The organism is Sinorhizobium chiapasense (assembly GCF_036488675.1).
GTDB lineage: Bacteria > Pseudomonadota > Alphaproteobacteria > Rhizobiales > Rhizobiaceae > Sinorhizobium > Sinorhizobium chiapasense.
In genome coordinates, this window is record NZ_CP133148.1 from 4,230,275 (window position 1) to 4,256,322 (window position 26,048).

General features: G+C 62.6%; 28 protein-coding genes and 1 pseudogene. 17 read left to right on the forward strand and 12 right to left on the reverse strand.

Going from position 1 to position 26,048, the window contains the following annotated elements:
- Positions 1-58: 58 nt before the first annotated feature.
- Together RB548_RS20055 and RB548_RS20060 are read left to right on the forward strand one after the other, a co-directional pair.
- Positions 59-637 (forward strand): helix-turn-helix domain-containing protein, encoded by a 579-nt coding sequence (locus RB548_RS20055; RefSeq protein WP_331372940.1) that lies wholly within the window; start codon positions 59-61, stop codon positions 635-637.
- A gap of 2 nt (positions 638-639) precedes the next feature.
- On the forward strand, positions 640-1,167 hold the full coding sequence (locus RB548_RS20060; RefSeq protein WP_331372941.1) for a GNAT family N-acetyltransferase: 528 nt from the start codon (positions 640-642) through the stop codon (positions 1,165-1,167).
- A gap of 127 nt (positions 1,168-1,294) precedes the next feature.
- Here the strand turns inward: RB548_RS20060 and RB548_RS20065 are convergent, their stop codons facing one another.
- A complete protein-coding gene (locus RB548_RS20065; RefSeq protein WP_331372942.1) occupies positions 1,295-1,933 on the reverse strand; it encodes an exopolysaccharide biosynthesis protein in 639 nt (212 codons plus the stop codon).
- Positions 1,934-2,178: 245 nt separating this feature from the next.
- On the opposite strand from RB548_RS20065, the gene RB548_RS20070 reads away from it, so the two are divergent.
- Positions 2,179-2,844 carry an OmpA family protein gene (locus tag RB548_RS20070; protein WP_331372943.1) on the forward strand — a complete coding sequence of 222 codons (666 nt, stop codon included), beginning with the start codon at positions 2,179-2,181 and terminating at the stop codon, positions 2,842-2,844.
- 59 nt (positions 2,845-2,903) lie between these two features.
- Here the strand turns inward: RB548_RS20070 and RB548_RS20075 are convergent, their stop codons facing one another.
- The 4 genes from RB548_RS20075 to RB548_RS20090 all read right to left on the reverse strand — a co-directional run bounded on the left by RB548_RS20075 (position 2,904) and on the right by RB548_RS20090 (position 6,627).
- Positions 2,904-3,638 carry a class I SAM-dependent methyltransferase gene (locus tag RB548_RS20075; RefSeq protein WP_331372944.1) on the reverse strand — a complete coding sequence of 245 codons (735 nt, stop codon included), beginning with the start codon at positions 3,636-3,638 and terminating at the stop codon, positions 2,904-2,906.
- A 184-nt stretch (positions 3,639-3,822) separates the two neighbouring features.
- Complete coding sequence (locus RB548_RS20080) at positions 3,823-5,307, reverse strand: MFS transporter (protein WP_331372945.1); 1,485 nt, start codon at positions 5,305-5,307, stop codon at positions 3,823-3,825.
- Positions 5,304-6,194 (reverse strand): RNA polymerase sigma factor SigJ, encoded by an 891-nt coding sequence (gene sigJ / locus RB548_RS20085; protein ID WP_331372946.1) that lies wholly within the window; start codon positions 6,192-6,194, stop codon positions 5,304-5,306. The genes RB548_RS20080 and sigJ overlap by 4 nt, the downstream gene beginning before the upstream one ends.
- A 1-nt stretch (position 6,195) precedes the next feature.
- A complete protein-coding gene (locus RB548_RS20090) occupies positions 6,196-6,627 on the reverse strand; it encodes a carboxymuconolactone decarboxylase family protein (protein ID WP_331372947.1) in 432 nt (143 codons plus the stop codon).
- Positions 6,628-6,930: 303 nt separating this feature from the next.
- Between RB548_RS20090 and RB548_RS20095 the strand changes: the two genes are divergently transcribed.
- Genes RB548_RS20095 through RB548_RS20105 form a run of 3 tightly spaced genes read left to right on the forward strand, consistent with a single transcriptional unit; the run spans position 6,931 to position 8,055 of the window.
- A complete protein-coding gene (locus tag RB548_RS20095) occupies positions 6,931-7,539 on the forward strand; it encodes a TetR/AcrR family transcriptional regulator (RefSeq protein WP_331372948.1) in 609 nt (202 codons plus the stop codon).
- A gap of 13 nt (positions 7,540-7,552) precedes the next feature.
- A complete protein-coding gene (locus RB548_RS20100; protein WP_331372949.1) occupies positions 7,553-7,837 on the forward strand; it encodes a YciI family protein in 285 nt (94 codons plus the stop codon).
- A gap of 47 nt (positions 7,838-7,884) precedes the next feature.
- Positions 7,885-8,055, forward strand: coding sequence for a DNA-3-methyladenine glycosylase I (locus RB548_RS20105; protein WP_331375026.1), 171 nt, complete (start codon positions 7,885-7,887; stop codon positions 8,053-8,055).
- A gap of 80 nt (positions 8,056-8,135) precedes the next feature.
- On the opposite strand, the gene RB548_RS20110 is transcribed toward RB548_RS20105, so the two are convergent.
- Positions 8,136-9,188, reverse strand: a complete 1,053-nt coding sequence (locus RB548_RS20110; protein WP_331372950.1) for a lysine-2,3-aminomutase-like protein — start codon at positions 9,186-9,188, stop codon at positions 8,136-8,138.
- Positions 9,185-10,237, reverse strand: coding sequence for an EF-P lysine aminoacylase EpmA (epmA, locus tag RB548_RS20115; RefSeq protein WP_331372951.1), 1,053 nt, complete (start codon positions 10,235-10,237; stop codon positions 9,185-9,187). The genes RB548_RS20110 and epmA overlap by 4 nt, the downstream gene beginning before the upstream one ends.
- A gap of 192 nt (positions 10,238-10,429) precedes the next feature.
- Between epmA and efp the strand changes: the two genes are divergently transcribed.
- From efp to mbfA, 3 genes are all read left to right on the forward strand, one after another.
- Entirely contained in the window at positions 10,430-10,999 is a 570-nt protein-coding gene (efp, locus tag RB548_RS20120) for an elongation factor P (protein ID WP_331372952.1), read from the forward strand.
- A 212-nt stretch (positions 11,000-11,211) separates the two neighbouring features.
- Positions 11,212-12,453 (forward strand): cyclopropane-fatty-acyl-phospholipid synthase family protein, encoded by a 1,242-nt coding sequence (locus RB548_RS20125; RefSeq protein WP_331372953.1) that lies wholly within the window; start codon positions 11,212-11,214, stop codon positions 12,451-12,453.
- 247 nt (positions 12,454-12,700) lie between these two features.
- Complete coding sequence (mbfA, locus tag RB548_RS20130) at positions 12,701-13,684, forward strand: iron exporter MbfA (protein WP_331372954.1); 984 nt, start codon at positions 12,701-12,703, stop codon at positions 13,682-13,684.
- A gap of 229 nt (positions 13,685-13,913) precedes the next feature.
- Here the strand turns inward: mbfA and RB548_RS20135 are convergent, their stop codons facing one another.
- Positions 13,914-14,534, reverse strand: coding sequence for a transglutaminase-like cysteine peptidase (locus tag RB548_RS20135; RefSeq protein ID WP_331372955.1), 621 nt, complete (start codon positions 14,532-14,534; stop codon positions 13,914-13,916).
- A gap of 264 nt (positions 14,535-14,798) precedes the next feature.
- Positions 14,799-15,608 (reverse strand): alpha/beta hydrolase, encoded by an 810-nt coding sequence (locus tag RB548_RS20140; protein ID WP_331372956.1) that lies wholly within the window; start codon positions 15,606-15,608, stop codon positions 14,799-14,801.
- Positions 15,609-15,829: 221 nt separating this feature from the next.
- Between RB548_RS20140 and infC the strand changes: the two genes are divergently transcribed.
- The 5 genes from infC (at position 15,830) to pheT (ending at position 21,034) form a co-directional block, all read left to right on the forward strand.
- Positions 15,830-16,366, forward strand: a complete 537-nt coding sequence (gene infC / locus RB548_RS20145; protein ID WP_136506618.1) for a translation initiation factor IF-3 — start codon at positions 15,830-15,832, stop codon at positions 16,364-16,366.
- A gap of 275 nt (positions 16,367-16,641) precedes the next feature.
- On the forward strand, positions 16,642-16,845 hold the full coding sequence (gene rpmI / locus RB548_RS20150) for a 50S ribosomal protein L35 (RefSeq protein WP_014330719.1): 204 nt from the start codon (positions 16,642-16,644) through the stop codon (positions 16,843-16,845).
- A gap of 37 nt (positions 16,846-16,882) precedes the next feature.
- Positions 16,883-17,287, forward strand: coding sequence for a 50S ribosomal protein L20 (rplT, locus tag RB548_RS20155; RefSeq protein WP_280660457.1), 405 nt, complete (start codon positions 16,883-16,885; stop codon positions 17,285-17,287).
- A 202-nt stretch (positions 17,288-17,489) separates the two neighbouring features.
- Positions 17,490-18,572: a phenylalanine--tRNA ligase subunit alpha gene (pheS, locus tag RB548_RS20160; RefSeq protein ID WP_331372957.1), complete on the forward strand. Its 1,083-nt coding sequence runs from the start codon at positions 17,490-17,492 to the stop codon at positions 18,570-18,572.
- Positions 18,573-18,607: 35 nt separating this feature from the next.
- The gene (gene pheT / locus RB548_RS20165) at positions 18,608-21,034 is read left to right on the forward strand and encodes a phenylalanine--tRNA ligase subunit beta (RefSeq protein WP_331372958.1); all 2,427 of its coding nucleotides are present in this window, start codon (positions 18,608-18,610) and stop codon (positions 21,032-21,034) included.
- Between the two features lie 85 nt (positions 21,035-21,119).
- Here the strand turns inward: pheT and RB548_RS20170 are convergent, their stop codons facing one another.
- The 3 genes from RB548_RS20170 to RB548_RS20180 all read right to left on the reverse strand — a co-directional run bounded on the left by RB548_RS20170 (position 21,120) and on the right by RB548_RS20180 (position 23,098).
- Positions 21,120-21,494 (reverse strand): VOC family protein, encoded by a 375-nt coding sequence (locus RB548_RS20170; protein WP_331375027.1) that lies wholly within the window; start codon positions 21,492-21,494, stop codon positions 21,120-21,122.
- Between the two features lie 52 nt (positions 21,495-21,546).
- Positions 21,547-21,906, reverse strand: coding sequence for a nuclear transport factor 2 family protein (locus RB548_RS20175; RefSeq protein ID WP_331372959.1), 360 nt, complete (start codon positions 21,904-21,906; stop codon positions 21,547-21,549).
- Positions 21,907-22,102: 196 nt separating this feature from the next.
- Positions 22,103-23,098, reverse strand: a complete 996-nt coding sequence (locus tag RB548_RS20180) for an aldo/keto reductase (RefSeq protein WP_331372960.1) — start codon at positions 23,096-23,098, stop codon at positions 22,103-22,105.
- Between the two features lie 197 nt (positions 23,099-23,295).
- Here RB548_RS20180 and RB548_RS20185 point away from each other — a divergent pair, with 197 nt between their 5' ends.
- The 3 genes and pseudogenes from RB548_RS20185 (at position 23,296) to RB548_RS20195 (ending at position 26,021) form a co-directional block, all read left to right on the forward strand.
- Positions 23,296-24,186: a LysR family transcriptional regulator gene (locus tag RB548_RS20185; RefSeq protein WP_331372961.1), complete on the forward strand. Its 891-nt coding sequence runs from the start codon at positions 23,296-23,298 to the stop codon at positions 24,184-24,186.
- Between the two features lie 325 nt (positions 24,187-24,511).
- Complete coding sequence (locus RB548_RS20190) at positions 24,512-25,282, forward strand: SDR family oxidoreductase (RefSeq protein WP_331372962.1); 771 nt, start codon at positions 24,512-24,514, stop codon at positions 25,280-25,282.
- 112 nt (positions 25,283-25,394) lie between these two features.
- Positions 25,395-26,021, forward strand: a pseudogene (locus RB548_RS20195) (hypothetical protein).
- Positions 26,022-26,048: the final 27 nt, after the last annotated feature.

Sequence of the window (26,048 nt, forward strand, 5' to 3'; positions counted from 1 at the left end):
TAATTTCGCGGTTCGGCAGCGTCTTGACTCCACTATATGAGAAATGCAATCTCAGATAATGGAACATGTTAACGACCCCCTTGAACGAGCCATCGGCGAACGGGTGCGGCAACTGCGAACCGAGCAGGCGCTGACCCTCGACGATCTCGCGACGCGCTCCGGCGTCAGCCGGGCCATGATATCGCGCATCGAACGCGGTGAAACGAGCCCGACGGCGCAGCTTCTGGCGAAGCTTTGCAGCGCGCTCGGCACGACGCTTTCGGCGCTCTTCGCCTTCGAGGTAAAAGATGCCTCGCCGGTCGTGCGGCGGGCGGATCAACGGCTCTGGCGCGATCCGGAAAGCGGCTACCTGCGCCGGTCTGTTTCGCCGGAAGGCGTCGGCTCGCCGGTCGATATCGTCGAGGTCGAGTTTCCGCCCAAGGCCCGGGTCGTCTTCGAACGCCAGCCGGCGGACCGTGGCATCACGCAGCACCTCTGGCTCTTTTCCGGCCGGCTCGAACTGACGATGGAGGACGGACCCCATCTGCTCGAGGCGGGCGACTGCCTCTTCATGGGGCTGGAGGAGGCGCATGTCTTTCATAATCCCTATGACGAACCGGCCCACTACGCCGTCATTCTCTGCCGCACCAAGGTCTAGCCATGCCTGAGATAAACACCCGTGTGCTCTGCGAAGAAGAAACCCGCGCCGCTCTGCCGGCGCTTGCCGAGATCCTTTCCGATTGCGTCGATGGCGGTGCGTCGGTCGGGTTCATGCAGCCTTTCGCGCCGAGGGACGCCTTGCCCTTCTGGGAGGCGGTTTGCGCCTCCGTCGCCCGAGACGAGACGGTGCTGATCGTTGCCGATGTCGACGGCCGGGTGGTCGGTACCGTGCAGCTCGGCATCGGTACAATGCCCAACCAGCCGCATCGCGCCGACATCAAGAAGCTGCTTGTCCACCGGGATGCGCGCGGCCTCGGTCTTGGGCGCCGGCTGATGGAGAAAGCCGAAACCGAGGCCGTGAAGCGCAGCCGGCGCGTGCTGGTGCTCGACACCGCGACCGGTGAGCCGGCGGAGGCGATCTATGAGCGCCTCGGCTGGATGCGCGCCGGAGTCGTCCCCGATTACGCGCTGATGCCGGACGGCCGCTATTGCAGTACGACCTTCTTCTACAAGCACCTCGCGCTTTAGGGTAGGTCCAGGGGTACAACGGTTATCCACCTGAAATTGCGTCGTTTCCACCCGGGACGGCCGCAAGCGTCTGCCCCGAGGCGATGTCGACGGGCGCCCGGCTGGAAGCGCTCCCTGTCGTCGCCGCTTATGAAACGAAGAAGCTGGAGAGGCCCTGGCCGGCGGCAAGGGCCAGGTAGGCGAGAACGGTAAAATAGACCGTTGTCGCGACGAGAAAGAGATAGCCCGCGGCCACCATCAGGCCGTCGCGCTGGATGATGCCCAGCGACAGGAGCAGGATCGCGATACCGGGCAGCGTGTTCGACAGCGGGATCAGTCCGAGCGGAAACATCAGGAGCACGCCGCCGGCCATGATCATCAGCCCGTTGAAGCGGCTCATGAAGGCGCCCTGCGTCAGGAAGTGCAGTCTCGGCCGCACGAAGCGGTCGAGTTTGGAGACGAGCGCAGCGCCCTTTTTGAGCGTCGGCACGAGCTTCTCGGTTTCGATCTGCCGATCGAGAATGCGTTGCGGCAGCCAGGGCAGGCGATTGAGTGTGATCGCCAGTGAGATAAGGATGATTGCCGCACCGAAGACGGTGCTGACGCCCGGAATCGAAACCGGAATCAAAAACGGCAGCGTCAGCAATGCGCAAAGCAGCAGAAAGCCGTGCTCGCCAATTCCGATCATAAGCTCGCGCAGCGTGATCGTGTTGCCTCTGATAGAGGCGATCATGTCGTTCAGCGTGTCGCTGAGATTGCGTTCCGTGTCGCCGAACTCGACCGCCATACCGTCGTCCCCGCTTGTCTAGAGCCTCGGCCCATGTAGCACGGGCATGTGAAGGATCGGTTAGCGGGTGCTCTGGACAGCAATGTGGCGGCGGACGGCCATTTTCTCAGGCTGCCGCGGCCGTTGCCCGCGTGCAACATCAAGATGCATGCAGGCGGTTGCAGCGCGAATGGAATGCCTCTTCATCTTCCTGCCTCAATCGATAGTATGAAGCATTTCGAGCACCAACGGGGACAATCGATTCGATGATCAAGAAATGCGCCATCCTGGCCATTGCGGCCGCTTACCTTTCCGGATGCACCACCACCGATCCCTACACAGGCGAGCAGAAGATGTCGAATACGGCGGGCGGTGCGCTGCTCGGCGCGGGCCTTGGCGCCGCAACCGGCCTTCTGGTCGGCGGCAGCGCCGCGGGACGACGTGATGCCGCGCTTGTCGGCGCCGGTATCGGCGCGCTCGGCGGCGGTCTGGTCGGCAACTACATGGACCAGCAGGAATCGGAACTGCGCGCCCAGTTGCAGGGCACGGGCGTGTCGGTGACGCGCGCGGGCGACCGCATCATCCTCAACATGCCGTCGAACATCACCTTTGCGACCGACCGCGACCAGGTGGTGCCGGCCTTCTATTCGACGCTCGACTCGGTCGCGATCGTATTGCGCAAGTTCAACCGGACGCTCATCGACGTCGACGGCCATACCGATTCGACCGGCAGCGCCGCCCACAACCAGGCTCTCTCCGAGCGCCGCGCGGCTTCGGTTGCGAACTTCCTCGGCGGCCGCGGGATCGACCAGCGCCGCATCTCGACCATGGGCTATGGCATGGAGCGGCCGATCGCATCGAACGCCACCGAGGCCGGCCGTGCGCAAAACCGCCGCGTCGAAATCTCGATCGCGCCGATCAAGCAAGGCTGATCCGCGACACAACGGATCAACAAGGGGCCGCCGGCATGCCGCGCGGCCTTTTTAGTGCGTCAAAAGCGGTAGAGAAGCAGCCGCCCCATCGGCGGCAGCATCGGGGTCGCCTCGAGCATTTGCAGCGCAACCTGCAAAGGCGGAGACATGCGCGCAGCCTTGACGCCGCTCCAGCGCGAGCGGTCCTCGACGAGGGTGAGGCCCGGTACCAGCCGCGTAAGCTCCGCCGGATCGTCGAGCGCCCAATGAAGGTCGGCACCGGCGGCGCGGATCGCGGGGTTGACGTTCAGCAACCAGATCATCAATCGGCTATAGGCATCAAAGGCGATCTCGCCGAACGGCAAGTGGCCGACGAGTCTGCGCAGAAGCAGTGGTACCTGGTCGCGCCCCAGATAGGGCAGCACACCCTCGGCAACGATCATCGCCGGCGCGTCTGCGGGACATCGGCAAAGCCACGCCGCCTCGGTGATCGAGGCGGCAATCATCGCATAGTTGTCCCGGCAGGGGTAAAGACGCCGCCTGAGCGCGATGACATCCGGAAAATCGACATCGATCCAGCGCACCGGCGGCTGTGGATCGAGGCGGAAGACGCGGCTGTCCAGACCGCAGCCGAGGTGCAACACTGTCGCATCGGGGTGCCGACCGAGAAAGGCCTCGGTCCAGCGATCGAGCAGATAAGCCCGCATGGCGATCGCGATCGTCATGTCGCGGCCTACCTTCAGGTGCGTCAGATCCTCGCCGATGCGGGCGAGCGCGGCGGCGGCGAAATGGTCGTGCAGCACGGAGCCGCGCATGACGCTCTCCTCCGCCTTTGCCTGGAGCGTCATCAGCGGAGTTGCCTTGACGCCGCTGAAGCACATCCCCTGGGCCATCGCGCTCACTGGCGACATCGACTGGCGATGATCTCCGATCACTTTCGCAGAAGCCTTCGCAAAATCGCAGCGCGGCACGCTTGCCGCGATGTTCGAGTTCGGGACTCTAGTGCATTTCTTGGTTCTGCATATGTCGGTTAGCGCTTCCGCCAACCGCCCTCCGAGCGGAGACGATGCCCAGGGCCGGTGCGAGTGCGAAGAGCCCGAAGAGCCAGATCGCGGCCGAGGTGGCGCCCTCTGCCGCGCCCTCGCCAATACCGGCAAGGTTGGCTGTCATGCCAGCAAGTGCCGCGCCGAGAGATGCCGCGAAAAGCTGGATCGTCGTAATCGACGCTGCCGCCTTTTCCTCTTCGCCAGCCGGTGCGGCGGCATAGACCGCCGTGACGATGTGCGGCCACGCGAGTCCGATGCCGAAGCCGACCGCGGCGATCCCGAGGCACAGTGGCACCGCGATCGCGGCGAAGCCAGCCGATATGACCGGCATGAAGGCGGCGATCGTCAGGAGGCCGACGAGGCCGAAGAACGGACCGGCGGCAATCGTCTTGCGTGCGCGGCCGCCATCCCAATGGGCGCTCGTCATCGAGCCGGCCGTCCAGCCGAGCGCCATCAGCGCGGCGATATAACCGGCGACGAGGGGAGACCGCCCGTGAAGTTCCTGCAACAGATAGGGAACGTAGATCTCCGGCTGCATGCCGATCATCGCCAATGCAATGGTCGCATAGAGCGCGGCGAGCGGCGAGCGCGGGCTGAGAGCGCCGTGCGGCAGCAGCCGCTCGGTCGCGCGGCGTTCACTGGCGACGAGCACCGCGAACAGGGCGAGCGCGGCACCAACGCCTGCGATCTGTTCGCCGATCACCGTACGGGTCCCGCTCACCGAGAGCACTAGGACGATGGCGATGAGAAGCGTGAGTTGCGCCAGCGGCAGCGGACCGCGCGTGCCTGATGTCGTTCGCGGCAGAGTCGACAAGGCGAGGATCGCAAGCACTGCCGTCAGGGGCAGCAGCGACCAGAAGGCGGTCCGCCACGCGCCATATTCTGCAAACACGCCGCCGACCGCCGGGCCGATGAGTGTCGCCGTGCCCCAGGTGGCGGAGATCAGCCCGATCGCGCGGGCCCAGAGTGCAGCCGGGAAAACCATGCGGATGACGCCATAGGCCAGCGCGTACAGAAGCCCGCCGCCGAAGCCCTGGATGGCGCGGCCGGCAAGCAGCAATGCCATGCTGGGTGCCACGGCGCATGTGAGCGAACCAAGTCCGAAGACGATCGCACCGACGGCATAGGCGCCCCCGGCGCCGGCCCGATTGAGCAGCCGCGCCGAGAGCGCCGCACCGAGAATGGACGCGGCAACGAAAAGCGTCGTGCTCCAGGCATAATAGTCGAGCCCGCCGATGTCCCGCACGATGGATGGCATGACGGTCGTGACGATATAGATATTGAGCGCATGCAGCGCGACGCCGCCGCTGAGCACAAGCGAATGGATGGCGTTTCCGCCGGAGACAAGACAAGGGTGAGCCAGCCGGCATCGGATGCGGCCGCCGCATTCTTGGTCTTGTCGAGCATATTGGGCCTCGTTGATCGGCGATCGTTTCAATGGACGGTTGCGTCGTCAAGATGAGTGAGCTTGTCCGGATTGCGGACGATAAAGATATCGGTGACCCGGCCGTCTGTGTCGTAGCCGAAGGAAACAGTTGCGGCGACATCGCCGTCTTCACTCCGCAGGACAATGCCGCGTCCGCCGTTGAGCTCCGCGGTTTCCCACCGGTAGTGCGACCAGTATTCGGTGAGCCGCTCGGCAATGAAGGCCACGACGGTCTCCTTGCCGGAAAGGATGCCAAGCACGGTCGCGGCCTTGCCGCCGCCGTCGGCGGTGAGCCTCACGTCGGCCGACAGCAGCGCCGAAAGGCCGACGATGTCTCCGCCGTGAATGGCACCGTGGAAAGCGGCAAGGAGTTCCTCCTGGCGTTCGCGCGGCGTCGTATGTCGGGTCTGAACCACACCGATATTGTATTTCGCGCGTGAGACCAGCTTGCGGGTGGCCGCCTCCTGCATGTCGAGCGTTTCGGCAATCTCGTCATAGGGTTGGCCGAAAATCTCATGCAACAGATAGGCGGCCCGCTCCTTGGGCGTCAGCCGTTCGAGCATCAGCAGGAATGCCGTCGTGAGCGACGAGGTGAGGGCAAGCTTCTCCTCCGCGTTGTCGTCGCTTGCGGTGTGGATCGGTTCCGGCAACCACGCGCCGACATAGTCGACGCGTTTGCGGTGCGCGGACTTGAGCAGGTCGAGGCAGCGGCGGGTGCAGGCGGTGGTGAGCCAGGCGGCCGGACTTTCGATTGCGGAAACATCGGCTGCCTGCCATTTCAGGAACGTGTCCTGCACCGCATCCTCGGCATCGGCACGCGAACTAAGAATGCGGTAGGCGAGGCCAAGGAGGCGGGGTCGCGCCTCCTCGAACATGCCGATCTTGTCGTTGCGAACCATGTCAGTGCCTCGAAATCTGGATGCGGTTCCAAAGGTTGATCATCGCCACGGTCGAAGTGATGACGCTGATCTCGTTGTCGCTGAAGTGCGCGCGAAGCCGAGCACGCAGGCTTGCGAAATCCGTCCGGGGCTCGAGTTCCGTCAGAGCCTCGGTCCAGGCGAGGGCGGCCTTTTCGCGCTCGGAGAAATCGCCGACCTGATCCCAGACGATGATGCGGTCGAGCCGTTCACTCGTCTCGCCGTCGGCACGGGCTTCTTTCGTGTGCATCTTCACGCAGAAGCCGCAACGGTTGATCTGCGAGGCACGAAGCTGGACCAGGTGGTGGATCGATCGGTCGAGGCCGTGGCTGTCCATCTTGTTGTGCACGTCGGCGAGCGCGCCGAGGACTTCGGGGATTTCCTGTTCGTAGCGGACGGCTTTCGTGTCGGTCATGGTCTGTCTCCATTGCTCAGTCAATTAATGCTTACGATCCGTTGACGATTGACCATGGGCGCCTGTGACGTGAGGTTCGAAATCTTTCCTGATTATGATCCGTGGGAGATAATGGCCACCTCTCGGTGAAACGTTTGGGAGTCAAGGGTTGCTGCCAGATAGTGCGCATAATCCTCGCCCTCAGCTACAGAGGAAGTTCCCTCGCCACCACTTGACTCCTCTAGGACAATTGACCTAATGAGTGTTAGGTCAATTGTCCTAGATCCTTCATGGACCAGGACGGATGCTTGGTGAGATCGAGACTTGGCAGGTGCAAACACACGACAGCAGATTGTGGAAGCTGCCGACAGGCTCTTCTACGAGCGAGGGTTTGAAGCGACGTCTTTCGCCGACATCGCGGGGATAGTCGGTGCTTCCCGGGGAAACTTCTATTATCACTTCAGGACGAAAGACGAGATCCTGGGGGCAGTAATTGCCTATCGTCTCTCCAAAACCAAGGAGATGCTCGATGGCTGGGAATCCTCGGCAGAGACACCTGCGAAGCGCATTCTCAGCTTCATCGAACTCCTGCTCATAAACCAGACGAAGATCATGGCCCACGGCTGCCCCGTCGGCACTCTGTGCAACGAGCTCGCTAAGCTGGATCATGTCGCTAAGGACGATGCGGCCAAACTTTTCAATTTGTTTCGCGACTGGCTGTCAGGTCAATTTGCAGCACTCGGTCGGGGGACTGATGCCGACACGCTCGCCATGCACATCCTGATGCGGAGCCAAGGGGTCGCGACCCTCGCCACGGCGTTTCGCGATGAAGCCTTTGTCCGGCGCGAGGTCGACGAGATGCGCGCTTGGCTGGCCGCGCAGCGCCCAAGGCTATCTGAGACTCCAGCACCCGTTTCCGATTACGACTCCTAAGGAAGGATCCTGCATGTTCGTCGTTGCCCTCAAGTTCTCTGACAAGTCGAAGGCGCTCGACCTGATGGAAAGGCATAATGCCTGGATTAAGCGCGGCTTCGATGACGGCGTCTTTCTTGTCACCGGCAGTCTGCAGCCAGGTTTGGGCGGAGCCGTACTCGCACACAACACCTCACGCGCCGATCTGGAGTGTCGTGTTCAGGAGGATCCGTTCGTGGCGGAAGGCGTAGTGGAGGCCGACATTCTTGAAATTGCACCAGGCCGCACCGATGAGCGTCTTGCATTCCTGAGGGTGTAGCATCATGAGCGCGACGGTTTTGGGGCTGGACGATCGCGTTGCCGTTGGTGCGCCGCCGCCTGGAGTTTTTACATTATCACGACACTGAATGGGGCTTTGCAGTCGGTGACGACTGCCATCTATTTGAGAAGCTCAGTCTACTGCATGTTTCCTTAAATCGTAGCCGGGATAAAAATATGCAGCATTTCAAAGTGCTACGGCGTCCTTTGCGCGTCTGATAAGACGCGCGGCGCTGTAGATGAGGATAACTCCCACGGATCATGATCGTGGTTATGTGCGCCAACGCATAATCCTGAGGTCATGCCTTGGGCGGATAGGCGTGCTCGTTTCCGCGGAAATCGGTGACGGTGTAGCAGCCACCCCCTTCCGCGGCGATCGCGCTTGCGCTGATGACGGCCTTGCCGTGGCCGCCGGGGATATCGAGGATATAGGTCGGCTGGCAGAGGCCGGAAACGCGGCCGCGAAGCGCTGCGACGAGTTTCTGCCCCTCCTCGATCGACAGCCGGAAATGGCCGGTGCCGGGGGCAAGGTCCGGATGATGCAGGTAATAGGGTTTGATCCGTGTTTCGACGAAGGCACGCATCAGTTCCGCGAGCACGGCCGGATCGTCGTTGACGCCCTTAAGCAGCACCGACTGGCTGACCATGACGATGCCCGCGTCGATGAGGCGGGCCGAGGCGGCGCGCGCCTCGGCCGTCAGCTCGCGCGGGTGGTTGGCATGCAGCGCTACATAGGTGGCCTTGCCGCTCGCCTTCAACGCCGCGACGAGGTCGGCATCGACGCGCTCCGGTTCGACGACGGGAACGCGTGTGTGGAAGCGGACGATCTTGACATGGTCGATCGCGCCGATCCGCTCCATGATTTCGCCGAGCCGACGGGGCGAAAGCACCAGCGGATCGCCGCCGGTGAGGATCACCTCCCAGATTTCGGAATGGTCCGCGATGTAAGCGATCGCGGCGTCGAACTCGGCGGGTGTCAACGTCCCGAGCCCCTGCGGCCCGACCATTTCGCGACGGAAACAGAAGCGGCAATAGACCGGGCACACATGCACCGCCTTGAGCAGCACGCGGTCGGGATAGCGGTGAACGATCCCGGCAACCGGGCTGTGCGAGCTGTCGCCGATCGGATCGGCCCGCTCTTCCGGCGTCAGCGTCAGCTCGGCGGCGTCCGGCACGAACTGGCGGGCGATGGGGTCGTCCTTGTCCTGGCGGTCGATGAGACCTGCAATCGCCGGGCTGATCGAAACAGCGTAGCGCGACGCAACATGCGATGTCGCCTGTTCGTCCGCCGGCGCGATAAGGCCGGCATCGACGAGTTCGCGCGCCGTTCTGATGGAACGCTGTGCCGTCATGCGCTTGCCTCCGCGACCGGCGCCCAGAGCACCTGATCGATGCGCGAAGCACCCGTCGCCAGCATCACCAGGCGATCGAAGCCGAGCGCGATGCCGCTCGCCTCGGGCATGATCGCGAGAGCCGACAGGAAGTCTTCATCGAGCGGATAGGTTTCACCATAGACGCGCGCCTTCTCCGCCATTTCGAGCTCGAAGCGGCGGCGCTGTTCTGCGGCATCGGTCAGTTCGCCGAAGGCATTGGCAAGCTCGACGCCGCAGGCATAGAGCTCGAACCGTTCGGCGACGCGACGGTCTCGCGCCGTCGGCCTGGCGAGCGCCGCCTCGGCGACCGGATATTCGTCGAGGATTGTCGGCCGGCCGAAACCGAGATTGGGCTCGACCTTTTCCACGAGCACGCGGCTGAAGAGGTCAGCCCAGCTGTCGTCGTCGGCGACGCGCAAGCCCGAAACCCTCATGGCCGCGGCCAGCTGGTCACGATCCGTCGCTCCGTCCTTCGCGATCGAGGCGATGAGGTCGATGCCGGCAAAGCGCTCGAAGGCCTCGGCCAGCGAAAGCCGCTCCGGTTCGAGAAACGGATCGGTGGCCCTGCCCTGATAGGTGAGGGATCGTGTGCCCGTCGTCTCGGCGGCGAGCGCGAGGATTTCGGCGCAGTCGCGCATCAGCGCCTCGTAGCTCTCGCCGGCGCGATACCATTCGAGCATGGTGAATTCGGGATGGTGCAGCGGCCCGCGCTCCCGATTGCGGTAGACATGGGCAAAACAGGCGATGCGCTTTTCGCCGGCGGCCAGCAGTTTCTTGCAGGCGAATTCCGGCGAGGTGTGGAGATAAAGCGGCTGGGCGGAGCCGTCGTGACCGAGCGCTTGCGTTGCGAAGGCATGCAGATGGGCCTCATTGCCCGGCGACACCTGCAGGCTCACCGTATCGACCTCGACGAAATCGCGCTCGTCGAAGAACCGCCGCAAAGCCGCTTGGATGCGGTTGCGCCCGATGAGAAACGGGCGCCGGTCGGCATGGACATCCGGTGTCCACCAGGGAGAAGCATGCGGCATGATCGGTCGGTCCAAACTTTCTTCGCCTGCCAAGTTTCTTCGCGTGCCAGTTTCTTCACGTGAATGCCGGCGCAGGCTGGCTATTTGCGCGAAATTAGGGTAGTTGCGGCGCGAAATCTCAGTTTTCGCGTCCTTCAGGGCCGGTTTTCCCAGCTCGCCGCGTCGCGCATACCTCTGTTACAAGGAAGACTAATGGTCAAGGTCATCGCTTCTTCTGTCCGCAAGGGCAACGTTCTCGACGTCGACGGCAAGCTCTATGTCGTGCTTACCGCACAGAACTTCCACCCGGGCAAGGGCACACCGGTGACGCAGGTCGACATGCGCCGCATTTCCGACGGCGTGAAGGTTTCGGAGCGCTACCGCACGACCGAGCAGGTCGAGCGCGCTTTCGTCGAAGACCGCGAACACACGTTCCTCTACGAAGACGGCGAAGGCTTCCACTTCATGAACCCGGAAAGCTATGATCAGCTCGTCATGTCGGCCGACGACATTGGCGACCAGAAGGCCTACCTCCAGGAAGGCATGGCCGTGATGCTGTCGATCCATGAAAGTGTTGCGATCGCCATCGACCTGCCGCGCCACGTCATCCTCGAGATCACCGAAACCGAACCGGTGGTCAAGGGCCAGACGGCATCCTCTTCCTACAAGCCGGCCCTTCTTTCGAACGGCGTTCGCACCTCCGTGCCGCCGCACATCCAGGCCGGCACCCGTGTCGTCATTGCGACCGAAGACGGCTCCTACGTCGAGCGCGCCAAAGACTGAGGAAGACTCGGGCAGAGTCCCAGTTGAGATATCTCAACTGGGTGTTTGCCCCTCTCCCCGCAGGCGGGGAGAGGGGACGAGGTTGGCGCCACAGGTCCCCTTCTCCCCACCCGTGGGGAGAAGGTCGCGGCAGCGGGATGAGGGGCAGACGCTGCTCACACGCCAGCTCCGGATGCGCCGGTTGATTGCACGTCACGAGAATGAGGCACTGCATGTTCCCACTGTCGCATATGATGAAGTCCTTCATTCGTAAGGGTCGCCTGACGGTGATCGACGCCGATGGCAAACGCCACGTGTTTTCCGGCGAACCCGGGCCGCACGTGACGATGCGGCTGACGGACAAGCGGCTTTATCGCAGCCTCGTCTTCAACGCCGAGCTTGCCGCCGGCGAGGCTTATATGGATGGTACGATGCGCTTCGAGGAAGGCTCGACGCTTCGGGACTTTCTCACGCTGTTTTCGATCAACCGGCTCTCGCTCGGTTCCTATCCGATCCAGAAGGTGTTGCGGGCTGTTAAGATGCGCTTCCGCAAGCGCCAGCAGGCAAACCCGAAGGGCAAGGCCCAGCAGAACGTTGCGCACCACTACGATCTCGGTAACGATTTCTACAAGCTCTTCCTCGACGAGAACATGCTCTATTCCTGCGCCTATTTCCGCGCGCCGGACGAGACGCTGGAGGCGGCGCAACGCAACAAGCTCCGGCTGCTCGCGGCGAAGCTGGGCCTGAAGCCGGGAATGAAGGTGCTCGATATCGGCTGCGGCTGGGGTGACCTGGCGCTCTACCTGGCGGCGCTCGAGAATGTCGAGGTTCTGGGAGTGACGCTTTCGAAGGAACAGCAGGCACTGGCTTCCGAGCGGGCTCGCAAGGCGGGCATGGCCGATCGCGTGCGTTTCGAGCTGAAGGACTACCGCGACGTCCAGGGTCCCTTCGACCGCATCGTCTCGGTCGGCATGTTCGAGCATGTCGGCGTGCACCACTACGACGAATTCTTCAAGAAGCTGAATGCGTTGATGCCGGATGACGGGCTCGCCGTGCTGCACTCGATCGGACACATGAGCCCGCCCGGCATGGCAAGCTCGTGGCTGCGCAAGTACATCTTCCCCGGCGCCTATTCGCCGGCACTGTCGGAGGTCTTCTCGGTCGTCGAGCAGAACAGCCTGTGGGTGACCGATCTGGAGTTCCTGCGGGTGCATTATGCGACGACGCTGGCGCACTGGGGCAAGCGCTTCGAGGAAAACCGCGACAAGGTGATCGCGATGTACGACGAGCGCTTCGCCAGGATGTGGGAGTTTTACCTGATCAGCGCGGAGATGATGTTCCGCACCGGCAGCCAGCTCGTCTTCCACATGCAATTGTCGCGCTCGCGCGACGCCGCCCCGATCGTGCGCGACTACATCACCGATCAACAGCGCGCCTATATCGAGCAGGAAAAGGCGCTGAACCTCACGATTTGAGTCCGGCCTGCATCACCGTTGCCCTCACCCTGACCCTCTCGCCGCAAGCGGGGCGAGGGAAGGGGAGTTTGCGGCGTCGTCCCTTCTTCCCGCGTGCTTCCCGCGTGCGGGGAGAAGGTCGCGGCAGCGGGATGAGGGGCAACGCTTCCGCCGGTCGGTCGGCTGCGCCACTGCGGCTTCGCGGCCTTGACGTTCGATGTGGTGCCTCCTATGTTCTTTAGAATTATTCTAAAGAAGGTTGTTGTAGATGCTTTCCCGCCTTTTCTCCCGTTTCAAGCGGCCGTTCCTTTCCTTGAGCGAGCAGGAAATCCTCGCGCTGGCGATCTCCTCGGAGGAGGACGACGGCCGCATTTATCTCGCCTATGCGGATGCGCTGCGCGAAAAATATCCGCATTCCGCCAGGGTCTTCGAGGAGATGGCGGAAGAGGAAAGCCATCATCGCCAGGCGCTGATCGACCTGCATGTCGCCCGTTTCGGCAATCGTATCCCGTTGATCCGGCGCGAGCATGTGCGCGATTTCCCGGAGCGCAAGCCCGATTGGCTGGTCGCCGAGATGCCGATCGAAAAAGCGCGTGACGAAGCTGAAGCGATGGAGGAGGCGGCCCACCGGTTCTATGTTGAGGCGGCCGCGCGTACGCAGGATGCCGCGACGCGCAGATTGCTCGGCGACCTAGCGATTGCCGAGAAGTCGCATGAATCGCTGGCCCGCCGGCTTGGCGAGAAGCATACGCCCGAAAATGTGCGCGCCGAGGAAGGTGAGACGTCGCGCCGGCAGTTCATCCTCACTTACGTCCAGCCGGGCCTTGCCGGCCTGATGGACGGATCGGTTTCGACGCTTGCGCCGATCTTTGCTGCCGCCTTCGCAACTCAGGACACCTGGCAGACCTTTCTCGTCGGCCTTTCGGCCTCCGTCGGCGCCGGCATTTCAATGGGCTTCACCGAGGCTGCCCATGACGACGGTAAACTGTCAGGGCGCGGCTCGCCGACCAAGCGTGGACTTGCCTCGGGCATCATGACGGCACTCGGGGGCCTGGGCCACGCACTGCCTTATCTGATCCCGCACTTCTGGACGGCGACGGTGACGGCAGCCGCAATCGTCTTCTTCGAACTTTGGGCGATCGCCTTCATCCAGAACCGGTTTATGGAAACGCCATTCCTCAGGGCGGCCTTCCAGGTCGTCCTCGGTGGCAGTCTGGTGCTCGCCGCCGGCGTCCTGATCGGCAACGCCTGATGCATGTCGCCCAAAAGTGCGCAGCGGTTTTGGGATAACGACATGCATCAACGCAGCACCGCATGTCGCCCAAAAGTGCGCAGCGGTTTTGGGATAACGACATGCATCAACGCAGCACCGCATGTCGCCCAAAAGTGCGCAGCGGTTTTGGGATGACGATATGCGTCGAAAAACGGCATGAAAAAGGGCCGCAGAACGGCCCTCTTTTGATAACTCGCCGCTGCCCTGGTCAGTTGCCGACCGAGCCGACGACGATCTCCCCGCTGTTGTCGATGGTCACCCAGCGGCCGCTGTTATAGGACGCCTGGCGCTTGAGATAGCGATAGGGCGTTTGCGTCCACAGCCTCACCCTGCTTTCGAGATTGTCGAGAATGAAGTCGCCCTGCGCGGTGCGGACGGTCAGGACCGCATGGCCCTCGCCATCAGGCTTGCGCACGACGGTCATCAGCAACTGACTGGCAGAAAAGCCTCGCTTCATCAGGCGGCGGCGTTTTTCGAGCGCGAAGTCTTCACAATCTCCGGTGGTGGTCGGATATGACCAGACCTCGTCTCTGCCGAAAACCTGCTGGTCGGTCACGGGCGTGATCTCGCGGTTGACCTGAGCATTGACCTGTCGGATGACGGCCCAGCCTCGGTCGGTGACGCGTGGCGCGACGGTGGTCTTGGACCGTGCGCCGCATTCTCCGCGATGCTTCTGGCAAAACTCGTAATGCCCGATCGGCTGGGACGTTAGCGAGCCGGTCTGCATCCATGGAGAGGGTCCCGCCTGGGCGGGAATTGCCGTGTTTGCCGAAATGAAAACTGCGCAGAAAGCCGCAATGCTTGCCTTAACCCCTGTCCAAGACGCCATACAGATCCCCTGCAACGCGGCGTGCCGGTACTTCATGTCCGGACCTATCCGCGCAATCCTGAGTTGACGACAGCTTTTTTAGGATTTCCCCGAGTGCTGCTCTAATCGTTAACAAAGAGTTAATATTGTTAGATCGTTGGAGTCAATCTTCTGATTCGCGGATCGGCCTTTATGGTTAAAAACGCCGAGAATTGGCGGTAATAATCCTTGCGCCGCAACGGCGTTGCGCGGGGTGCGTCGGAAAGACGGTTGGCTGCGCGGCAGTCAGGCTTGCGTCAGCATTGCGCCGATCGCCTGTTTCAATTTGGCAATGTCTTCGTCACGTGAGAGCCGATGGTCGCCGTCGCGAATGAGGGTCATCACGACATCGTCCGCCGGCATATGCTCCATCAGCTTCAGTGCATGGGTATAGGGCACATCGGGATCGCGCATGCCCTGGAGGATATGGACCGGGCAGCCCGTTTCGACCGGGCCCGAAAGCACGCGATTGGCCCGGCCGTCTTCGATCAGCGCCCGCGTAAAGATGTTGGGCTCGGGACTGTATTGCGACGGTTCCTCGAAATAGCCGCGCTCGGCGAGCGAGGTTTTCTCGGCTTCAGTAAGATTGGGTTCGATCAGTTCCGCCGTGAAGTCTGGAGCAGGCGCGATCAGCACGAGTCCTGCGACGCCGCCCGTCGCGCCGCGCCGCCTGAGCTCCTGAATGAGCCGCAAGGCGACCCAGCCGCCCATCGAGGAGCCGATGAGGATGAGGCGCGAGGCCGGCGCGGCGTGATCGATGACGGCAAGGCTTTCCTCGATCCAGCGCGAGATCGTGCCGTCCCGGAAATCGCCGCCGGAGGAGCCGTGGCCGGAATAGTCGAAACGGATGCAGTCGGTTCCGGCCAAGCGGGCATAGTGTTCGACCTCGACGGCCTTCGTGCCGGACATGTCGGAGCGATAGCCGCCGAGCCACACGAGCGTCGGGCGCTCCGAGCGCTGCTCCGTGCGAAAGATCCGCATGGCGATCGAGCGCGCGGCCGCACCGCTGCCGACTTCGATCCGCGTGATTTCAGTTTCGGCTGATGCTGTTGACATCGGATATCCTCTCGAAAGACGGCGGCAGGCGGCAGATTTCCTTCTAAAACAGATTCGCCTATGCTTCGACAGAGGGTGATTTTCCTTGCGAGCCATGCTATTGACTCTGGCGCCGCAATTCACACATTGCCGTCAGTGACAGTTTCAAGCGCTTCGTTTGAGATCGCGCTGACCGTTCAAGCAGACCAAATATACGTAAATAGCTCGAGGAGAGTACGACCATTCGCAGACCGTTCAAAGCGGACGCCCCGGTTAAAGAGGGGCCGCGCTCAAACAAGGAAATCCGGGTCCCCCGGGTTCAGCTTATCGATGCCGAAGGCCAGAATGTCGGCGTCGTTCCGATCGACCAGGCGCTCCGCATGGCGGACGAAGCCGGTCTTGATCTGGTAGAGATCGCACCGAACTCAGAACCGCCGGTGTGCAAGATTCTCGATCTGGGCAAGCTGAAATACGCGAACCAGAAGAAGGCCGCGGAAGCGCGCAAGAAGCAGAAGATCGTCGAGATCAAAGAAATCAAGATGCGTCCGAACATCGACACCCACGACTACGAGGTGAAGATGAAGGCCATGAACCGATTCTTCGAGGAAGGTGACAAGGTCAAGGTGACGCTGAAGTTCCGCGGTCGCGAAATGGCCCACCAGGAACTCGGCATGAAGCTTCTCCTGCAGGTAAAGGACGACACTCAGGCGATCGCCAAGGTGGAAGCCGAGCCGAAGCTCGAGGGCCGCCAGATGATGATGGTGCTGGCGCCGAAGTGATCGGTCACGCCCACGCACAATGAATATGACGGGAAGCCGCCACTTGGGGCGGCTTTTTGTTTGAAGGGCATCGCCCGCACGGGGCTGGTCGCCGAGCGAAGCGACACCGCTTCGGGTCGCGTCCGGCTCCTTCGTTTGCCCGCTTGCGTTTTTCGGGGCATGTGGGTATAAGCCCCCGTCCGAACGGTCCGGCAGGGCATGCCGTGGCCGTTCTTAACGCTGGAAACGGGCTTCGTCTGCCTGTTTCGCACTATTAAGAACAATGGAGTAGCAAAATGCCCAAGATGAAGACGAAATCGTCTGCCAAGAAGCGGTTCAAAGTTACCGCAACCGGCAAGGTTCGAGCTGCTGCTGCTGGCAAGCGCCACGGCATGATCAAGCGGTCCAACAAGTTCATTCGCGACGCGCGCGGAACCATGGTTCTCGCTGAGCCTGATGGCAAGAAGGTCGTCAAGAACTACCTGCCTAACGGTCTTTAAGACGTCTGGCGATTTGGATACTTAAGGAGATCATGACATGGCACGTGTAAAACGCGGTGTGACCGCCCACGCCAAGCACAAGAAGACGCTCAAGGCCGCCAAGGGTTTCTACGGCCGCCGCAAGAACACCATTCGCGCCGCCAAGGCAGCGGTGGACCGTTCCAAGCAGTACGCCTACCGCGACCGCAAGGTTAACAAGCGCAACTTCCGCGCTCTCTGGATCCAGCGCATCAACGCTGCCGTCCGCGAGCATGGCCTGACCTATGGCCGCTTCATCGACGGCCTCAACAAGGCCGGCATCGAAGTCGACCGCAAGGTTCTGTCGGACATGGCGATCCATGAGACGGCAGCATTCGGCGCGCTCGTCGAAGCCGCCAAGAAGGCGCTCGCCTACCTCAAGGAAGCCGGCACGACAAACGAGTTTGAAAGCGCTGTCCGTTAAGCCAGCGTTTTCCCAAAACCGTTCTTGAAATTTGTTGGGAAACCCGCGCTGGCAGGGGCTGGCGCGGGTTTTTCTATTCGGCACGTCAAAAAAGCGCGCCGACGGCAGTGACAGATCTCGTCCACCTCTCGGGCGCGACGCGATCACATTCTTGAAGATTTGAATCGGTAAGAACCGACATTCCCGCATCGAGGCTGCACGGATGAGCGAACTGGAAACATTGGAACGAACATTGCTGGCGGATATCGATGCCGCCGGCGACGAGGGAGCGATCGAGGCGGTGCGCGTCGGCGCGCTCGGCAAGAAGGGCTCCATTTCCGAACTCTTGAAGACGCTCGGCACGATGTCGCCGGAGGAGCGCCAGACGCGCGGCGCCCAGATCAATGCGCTGAAGAACACGGTGACGGATGCGATCTCCGCCCGCAAGCTGGCGCTCAAGGATGCCGCAATCGCCGAGCGGCTGGCGCGCGAAACGGTAGACATCAGCCTGCCGGTCCGCTCCTCGCCGGCCGAGCGTGGCCGCATACACCCGATCAGCCAGATCGTCGACGAGATCACCGCGATCTTCGGCGACATGGGTTTCTCGATCGCCGAAGGGCCGGATATCGAGACGGATTATTACAACTTCACGGCACTGAACTTCCCCGAAGGCCATCCGGCCCGCGAGATGCACGACACCTTCTTCTTCCAGCCGGACGAGAAGGGCGAGCGCAAGGTGCTGCGCACGCACACCTCGCCGGTGCAAATTCGCACGATGGAAGCGCAACAGCCGCCGATCCGCATCATCATTCCCGGCAAGACCTACCGCCAAGATTCGGATGCCACCCATTCGCCGATGTTCCACCAAGTCGAGGGCCTGGTGATCGACAGGACGGCGAATGTCGCCAACATGCGCTGGGTGCTGGAAGAGTTCTGCAAGGCGTTCTTCGAGGTGGATCAGGTGACGATGCGGTTCCGCCCGTCCTTCTTCCCCTTCACCGAGCCGTCCTTCGAGGTCGACATCCAGTGCGACCGCTCCGGCCCCATCGTCAAGTTCGGCGAAGGCACGGACTGGATGGAAATCCTCGGCTGCGGCATGGTCCATCCGAACGTGCTGCGGGCCGGCGGTCTCGATCCGGACGAGTATCAGGGCTTTGCCTGGGGCATGGGGCTCGACCGCATCGCCATGCTGAAATACGGCATGCCGGACCTGCGCGACTTCTTCAACGCCGACGTCCGCTGGATGACGCATTACGGCTTCCGCCCGCTCGACATGCCGACGCTCTTCGGCGGCCTTTCCGCTTGATCGCGCGCTGATATTTTTGGGACACAGGTGAAAACATGAAATTCACGCTTTCCTGGCTGAAGGACCATCTGGAAACCGACGCCTCGCTCGAGGAAATCTGCGCCCGCCTGACGATGATCGGGCTGGAAGTCGAGGACGTCGACGACAAGGCAGCGTTCAAGCCTTTCGTCATCGCCAAGGTCGTCTCGGCCGAGCAGCACCCGAATGCCGACAAGCTGAAGGTGCTGATGGTCGATACCGGCAACGGCCACCCGGTTCAGGTCGTCTGCGGTGCGCCAAACGCCCGCAAGGGTCTCATTGGCGCCTTCGCGGCTCCCGGCACCTACGTGCCCGGCATCGATGTCACGCTCTCGGTCGGCAATATCCGCGGCGTCGAAAGCCGCGGCATGATGTGCTCGGAAAAGGAGCTGGAGATTTCCGACGACCACACCGGCATCATCGACCTGCCAGAGGATGCTCCGATCGGCACCAGCTACGCGGCTTACGCCGGGCTCGACGATCCGGTCATCGAGATCAACCTGACGCCGAACCGGCCGGATTGCACGAGCGTTCACGGCATCGCCCGCGATCTCGCCGCCTCCGGGCTTGGCACGTTGAAAGCGCGGCCGGCACCGTCCTTCCCTGTGGAGGGGGAAACGCCGGTCAAGGTGAGTCTCGATCTCGGCGAGGACAAGCACCTCTGCCCCGGCTTCGCGCTCCGCCTCGTGCGTGGCGTCAAGAACGGCCCGAGCCCGGCCTGGATGCGCCAACGGCTGAATGCGATCGGTCTCCGGCCGATCAACGCGCTGGTCGACATCACGAACTACCTGACCTTCGACCAGGGCCGGCCGCTTCACGTCTTCGATGCGGCCAAGGTCACCGGCAACCTTACGGTTCGCCGGGCGAAGGAGGGCGAGAAGGTACTGGCGCTCGATACGCGCGAATATACGCTGTCGCCGGCTAATGTGGTGATTGCGGACGAGGACGGGATAGAGTCGATCGGCGGCGTCATGGGCGGCGAGCATTCCGGCTGCGACGCGAACACCACCGACGTGCTGATCGAATCCGCACTCTGGGATCCGATGAACATCGCCAAGACCGGCCGCACGCTCGGCATCATCACCGATGCGCGTTATCGCTTCGAGCGCGGCGTCGATCCGGAATACATGGTGCCGGGCCTGGAACGCGCGACCGAGCTGGTACTGGAGCTTTGCGGCGGCACGCCCGCCAGGCTGGATGTCGTCGGCTATGAGGGGCATACGCCCAAGGTGGTCGACTTCCCCGTCTCGGAGGTGAAGCGGCTGACCGGCCTCGAGGTCTCGACCGAGGAAAGTGTCTCGATCCTCACCAAGCTCGGCTTTGCCGCGGAGGGCTCCGGCGAGCGCTTCCGCGTCACCGTGCCCTCCTGGCGCCCGGACGTGGACGGCAAGGCGGATCTCGTCGAGGAGGTCATGCGCATTCATGGCGTCGACAACATCGTTGCGGCTCCGCTCGAAAGCCACAATGTCGTCAACGGCAAGATCCTGACGACGCTGCAGATCCGCACGCGTCAGGCCAAGCGCGCGCTCGCAAGCCGCGGCATGCTCGAAGCCGTCACCTGGTCCTTCATCTCGGAGGAACAGGCGAAGCTCTTCGGCGGCGGCCAACCGGCACTGAAACTCGCCAACCCGATCGCAGCCGACATGTCGGACATGCGGCCTTCGCTGCTGCCGGGGCTCTTGACCGCCGCGCAGCGCAATGCCGACAAGGGCTATGGCGACGTCGCGATCTTCGAGGTGTCCGGGACCTATGAAGGGGATGCGCCCGAAAGCCAGCGCCGTGTCGCCGGTGGCATCCGCCGCGGTACGGCATCGCTGAACGGCGCCGGTCGGCTGTGGTCGAATGCGGCGAAAGGCGGCGGCAGGCCGGTCGATGTCTTCGACGCCAAGGCCGATGCCATCGCCGTGCTCGAGGCTTGCGGCGTGCCGATGGGCAATGTCCAGTTCGAGGCCGGTGGCCCGGCCTGGTATCACCCCGGCCGTTCCGGCACGATCAAGCTTGGCCCGAAAATCGTTCTCGGCAGCTTCGGCGAGTTCCACCCGAAGACGCTCGATGCCCTCGACGTATCGGGCGCGCTTTGCGGCTTCGAGATCTACCTCGACGCCATGCCCGAGCCGAAGAAGAAGGCAACGCGCACCAAGCCGGCCCTGGAGCTTTCGCCGTTCCAGGCGGTCAAGCGCGATTTCGCCTTCGTCGTCGACAAGACGGTCGAGGCGGCAGCGATACTGCGGGCCGCATCCGGTGCCGACCGCAAGCTGGTGACCGGTGTCAACGTCTTCGACGTGTTCGAGGGAGCATCGCTCGGCGAGGGCAAGAAATCGGTGGCGATCGAGGTGACGATCCAGCCGGTGGAACGCACGCTGACCGACGAGGATTTCGAAGCGCTGACTTCGAAGATCATCGCCAATGTGGCGAAGAGCACCGGCGGCGTGCTCCGCGCCTGACGAAAGATGAAGGCCGCTGTCTGCAGCGGCCTTCATTCATTTGCAGTAAGATGCGTGCGGCTTCCGCCTGAATCCGAATGCGATGTCACCAGTCCACGGGCTGCATCAGCTCGATCCTGTTACCGAACGGATCGCAGACATAGCGACGCACGAATCCTGCAAGCGGTTCGTCTTCAACCACGTGAGCGCCGGCGGCTTGCAGTCGGGAGACCATTGCGAAAAGATCATCGACTATGAAGGCGGGATGTGCCTTGCGAGCGGGGACAAAGTGTTTCTCCACGCCAAGATGGATCTTCAGGCTTGGCCGCTCGAACCAGCCGCCGCGGCGTGCAGCCAGATTTTCTGGTTTCGGTACCTCCGGAATACCGAGAAGATCGGAGTAGAAGCGGCGGGCTTCGGTTTCGCCGCCCTCCGGCATCGCCAATTGCACGTGATCGATAGCAATTACCGATCCGCACATCGCGTGTGGCCCATTGCCGGTTTTTACCAAGGACAATGATGTCTCCCGCAGCCTACGAGTGCGCGTGCCAGACCTTGTTGATGATCAGCCATCGTCCGTCGACTTTCAGCAGCGACAGGTAATCCGTATAGCGTGAGCCGGCGAATTCATCGACGACTTTCACGCTCGCCGCGTCGCCGGTGACGTGGATCATCTCCACGTCCATGAGAGGCTGTGTTTCCGGCGGTGCCGCACCTTCCTTCAGGATCGTCGCGATGAAGGCGTCGCGGGCCAGCCATTCGACGGCGCCTTCATAATTGCCGACGATCGAGGCGTTCGGGTGGAAGGCTTTGCGCAGCGCCGCCTCGTTGGCAAAGGCCATGCCGTCGACGTAGAGATGGACCACTGCGCTGATCGCCTGCTCTTCCGACATTCCTCATTCCTCCTCTTTGGGGCCGACTGCACTAGATCACGATGATTTTAGGTCGAATCGACCTAAAATCATGACCGTGATCGATTCTAATAAGGCGGAAAACCGCACACACTTTTCCTAATCCCGCTCTATAGGTAGGGCATCGCCGGCGAAATGCGATGCCCTCCCGCGTGCCTGTCCGAGGGGCGAATGCGTCTTACCGGTTCGTCAGCGCCAGCGACGCCTCGGTGTAGCGCTTGCCGGCAACAAGGGCCGGCGACAGGATCTCGGCGAGCTTGGTGAGCTCGGCGTCGGAAAGCACGATATCCGCGGCGGCAACATTCTCTTCCAGGTGCCGGATCCTGCGGGCGCCCGGGATCGGCACGATGAAATCGCCCTGGTTGATGACCCAGGCCAGCGCGAGCTGGGCGGCGGTGACGCCTTTTTGCGCCGCCAGCGTTTCGAGCATCGAGACCAGCGCCGCATTGGCGCTCAAGTTTTCTGCCTGGAAGCGCGGCAGCGATCGGCGGAAATCATCGGCGGCGAGATCATCCATCTTGGCGATCGTGCCGGTCAGCATGCCGCGCCCCAGCGGACTGTAGGGAACGAAGCCGATGCCGAGTTCGCGGCAGGTGGCGAGCACCTCCTCCTCCGGGTCGCGCGTCCACAGCGAATATTCGCTCTGCACCGCCGCGATCGGGTGGACCGCATGGGCGCGGCGAATGGTGGCGGCACTCGCCTCCGAAAGGCCCAGCGCGCGTACTTTGCCCTCCTTCACGAGCTCCGCCATGGCGCCGACCGTCTCCTCGATCGGCACACTCGGGTCGACGCGGTGCTGGTAATAGAGGTCGATGACATCGGTCCCTAGCCGCTTCAACGAGGCTTCGGCGACCGCCTTGGCATTTTCCGGCCGCCCGTCGACGCCCTTGATCGCTTCGGCCGCCGGTTTGCCGGGCTCGATGCGGAAGCCGAACTTCGTCGCGATCGTCACCCGGTCGCGCCGGTCCTTCAATGCCTTGCCGATGAGTTTCTCGTTTTCAAAGGGGCCATAAACTTCGGCCGTATCGAAGAAGGTCACGCCGAGTTCGACGGCGCGATGGAGCGTGCGGATCGATTCTTGCTCGTCCGCCTCACCATAGGCGTAGCTCATGCCCATGCAGCCAAGGCCGATGGTAGAGACGGTCATTTGATTTCCGAGCTTGCGGGTTTTCATGGAATGTCCTTTCAGGCTGAAACTTGGGGCACCCAGAGGGCGCCGCGTGGGCGCGCGGGTGGCTCGCGTCGAAGGATGCGTTCGCTGAGTGGTCTCTTCATCAGGCGCCGACGCCCGATGTCGAGGTGAAGATAGGGCGGACGTCAGCAGTTGAAAATCGCTTTCAATTCTCACGGGTTGTTCTATTATTTCGATCAATGAACCGCACGCAGCTTTCCCAACTCGCAGTCCTGTCCGCCGTCGCCGCGCATGGCAGCTTCCGCGGCGCGGCAAAGGAACTCGGTGTCGCCCCGTCCGCCGTCAGCCACGCCGTCGGCAGTCTCGAGGCGAGCCTCGGTGTGCGACTGCTCTCCCGCACCACGCGCAGCGTCGCGGCGACGGAAGAGGGGCGGCGGCTGCTGGAACGGTTGCGCCCGGCACTTGACGAAATCGCCCATGCGCTGGAGGCCGCGGCCGACGCGCGCGAGCGACCCGCCGGGAACCTGCGCATCACCGCGCCGCGCTTTGCCGCCGATCTCATCCTTGCGCCTCGCCTCGGCGCCTTTCTGGATCGCTATCCCGATATTGTTCTGGAGATCGCCAACGAAGACGGCTTCACCGACATTGTCGAACAGGGCTACGACGCCGGCATCAGGCTTGGCGAGAGCCTGGAAGCCGACATGATCGCGGTGAAAGTCGGTCCGGACCTCACAAGCGCCGTGGTCGCGGCGCCATCCTATTTCGAGCGCCACGGAAGGCCCTCCCACCCGCGCGATCTCGCCGGGCACCGCTGCATCCGCAGGCGCTTTTCGAATGGCACGCTCTATCGTTGGGAATTCGAGAAGGAGGGGGAGGAGATAACGGTCTCGGTGGCCGGCCCTTTGATACTCGGCGAGGATCGGCCGATCATCAAGGCGGCGCTTGGCGGCGCTGGCCTCGCCTACCTCTTCGAAACGCGAGTGGCCGAATACATCGCTGCGGGCAGACTGGGGCGCGTGCTCGAAGATTGGTGCGCCCCCTATGCCGGCCCTTATCTCTATTATCCCAGCCGCCGGCAGATGCGCCCGGCGCTCAGGGCCTTCATCGATTTCTTCCGGCACGTGGCGTGACGGTGACCGGCGCCTACAGCGCCGCGCGTCCTATGAGACGTGCAAAGGACGCTGTGACACTTTGAATTGCTGCATGTTTTTATCCCTAAATCGGCTACGATTTAGGAAGCATGCAGTGGCGCCGGCCACCGCGAACGATCATGCGGCCTCCTTGTTCGCTTGCGCCATGACGAGTTTCGTCAGGTCCTCGTCGGTTTCCCCCTTGAGCGTAGTGTCGAACCGTCGAAAGTCCGGAGAGACCGGCCTTCCCGCTGCCTCTGAAATCGGGTGGCCGCCTGGCGCCGGATCTGGGATTCCTTTGTCGCTATCGAGAAAGGAGCCCGTGATGCCAAGACTTGAAGGAAAGATCGCGATCATAACCGGCGCAAGCTCGGGCATCGGTCGCGCGGCCGCCGCGCTTTTTTCCCGTGAAGGCGCAAAGCTTGTCGTCACCGCGCGGCGCGAGCGCGAACTTAAAGAACTCGTGCAGGAAATCGAGGACGCGGGTGGCGAGGCCGCGATCCTCGCCGGCGACATCCGTGACGAAGCCCTGAACGAGGCGCTCGTCGATGTGGCGATCCGCCGCTTCGGCGGGCTGGATATCGCCTTCAACAATGCCGGGGCGCTCGGCGCAATCGGCGAACTCCCATCGCTTTCCATCGAGGACTGGCGGGAGACGCTCGACACCAATCTGACGAGCGCTTTCCTTGCAGCCAAGCATCAGGTACCGGCGCTGGTGGCCCGTGGCGGCGGCTCGCTTGTCTTCACGTCGAGTTTCGTTGGACACACTGCTGGCTTTCCCGGCACCACCGCCTATGCTGCGAGCAAGGCCGGTCTTGTTGGTCTGACGCAGTCGCTGGCGGTCGAATTCGGACGGCGGGGCGTGCGCGTCAACGCGCTGCTGCCGGGCGGGACCGACACGCCGTCCAACCATGCGAACCTGCCGGGCGCGGCGCCGGAAACGCGAGGTTTCATCGAGAGCTTGCATGCGCTGAAACGCATGGGGCGGCCCGAGGAGATCGCCGAAGCCGCACTCTATCTCGCATCCGATGCCGCGAGCTTTGTCACCGGAGCGGCGCTGCTCGTAGATGGCGGCGTCTCGATCAACCGTACCTGATCTTGCAATCATTCAGCGCATGGTCACAGTGCTGTCTCGCAGGCAGCAGTTCAAAGCGCTACAGCGTCCTTTGCGCGTCTGACAGACGCGCGGCGCTGTAGGGAGGAGTAGCATGAAGAAGCCGGGATCGATGAAATCGCTTGAGGATTTGGGCCGCGTCAGGCTCTCGCAAAATTTCTTCTTGCGGGACTTCCTCCATTCCGAGATTGCCGATTTCTATCGCATTCCGAACATTCCGGACGATCCGGATCTCGCCATCGAGGCGGGGACCAGGCTCTGCGAGCAACTGCTGGAGCCGTTGCAGGCGACCTTCGGTCGCCTGCACATCCGGTCCGCCTATCGGAACCGGGCGGTCAACGCCTTCGGTAACGCCAACAAGCTCAATTGCTCCACCAATGGGGCGACGGCGGCGGACCACATATGGGACATGCGCGATGCCGACGGTTGCATGGGCGCAACCGCCTGCATCGTCATTCCCTGGGTTTAGGATCGGCAACGTGAGGGCGGCGGCTGGCAGAGCCTTGCCTGGTGGATCCACGACCACCTGCCCTATGCCTCCCTCTGCTTCTTTCCAAAACTCTGGGCCTTCAACATCCAGTGGCACGAGAGGCCGCGCCGCACCATCAGAAGCTATGCCGAGCCGCGCGGGCTTTTGACGAAGCCGGGCATGGCCAACCACGAGGGCAGCCACGCTCAGCACTATGCCGGCTTTCCATCGCTTTCGATGACAAACTCATAATTGGCCCCTCCCCACAAGGGGAGGGGC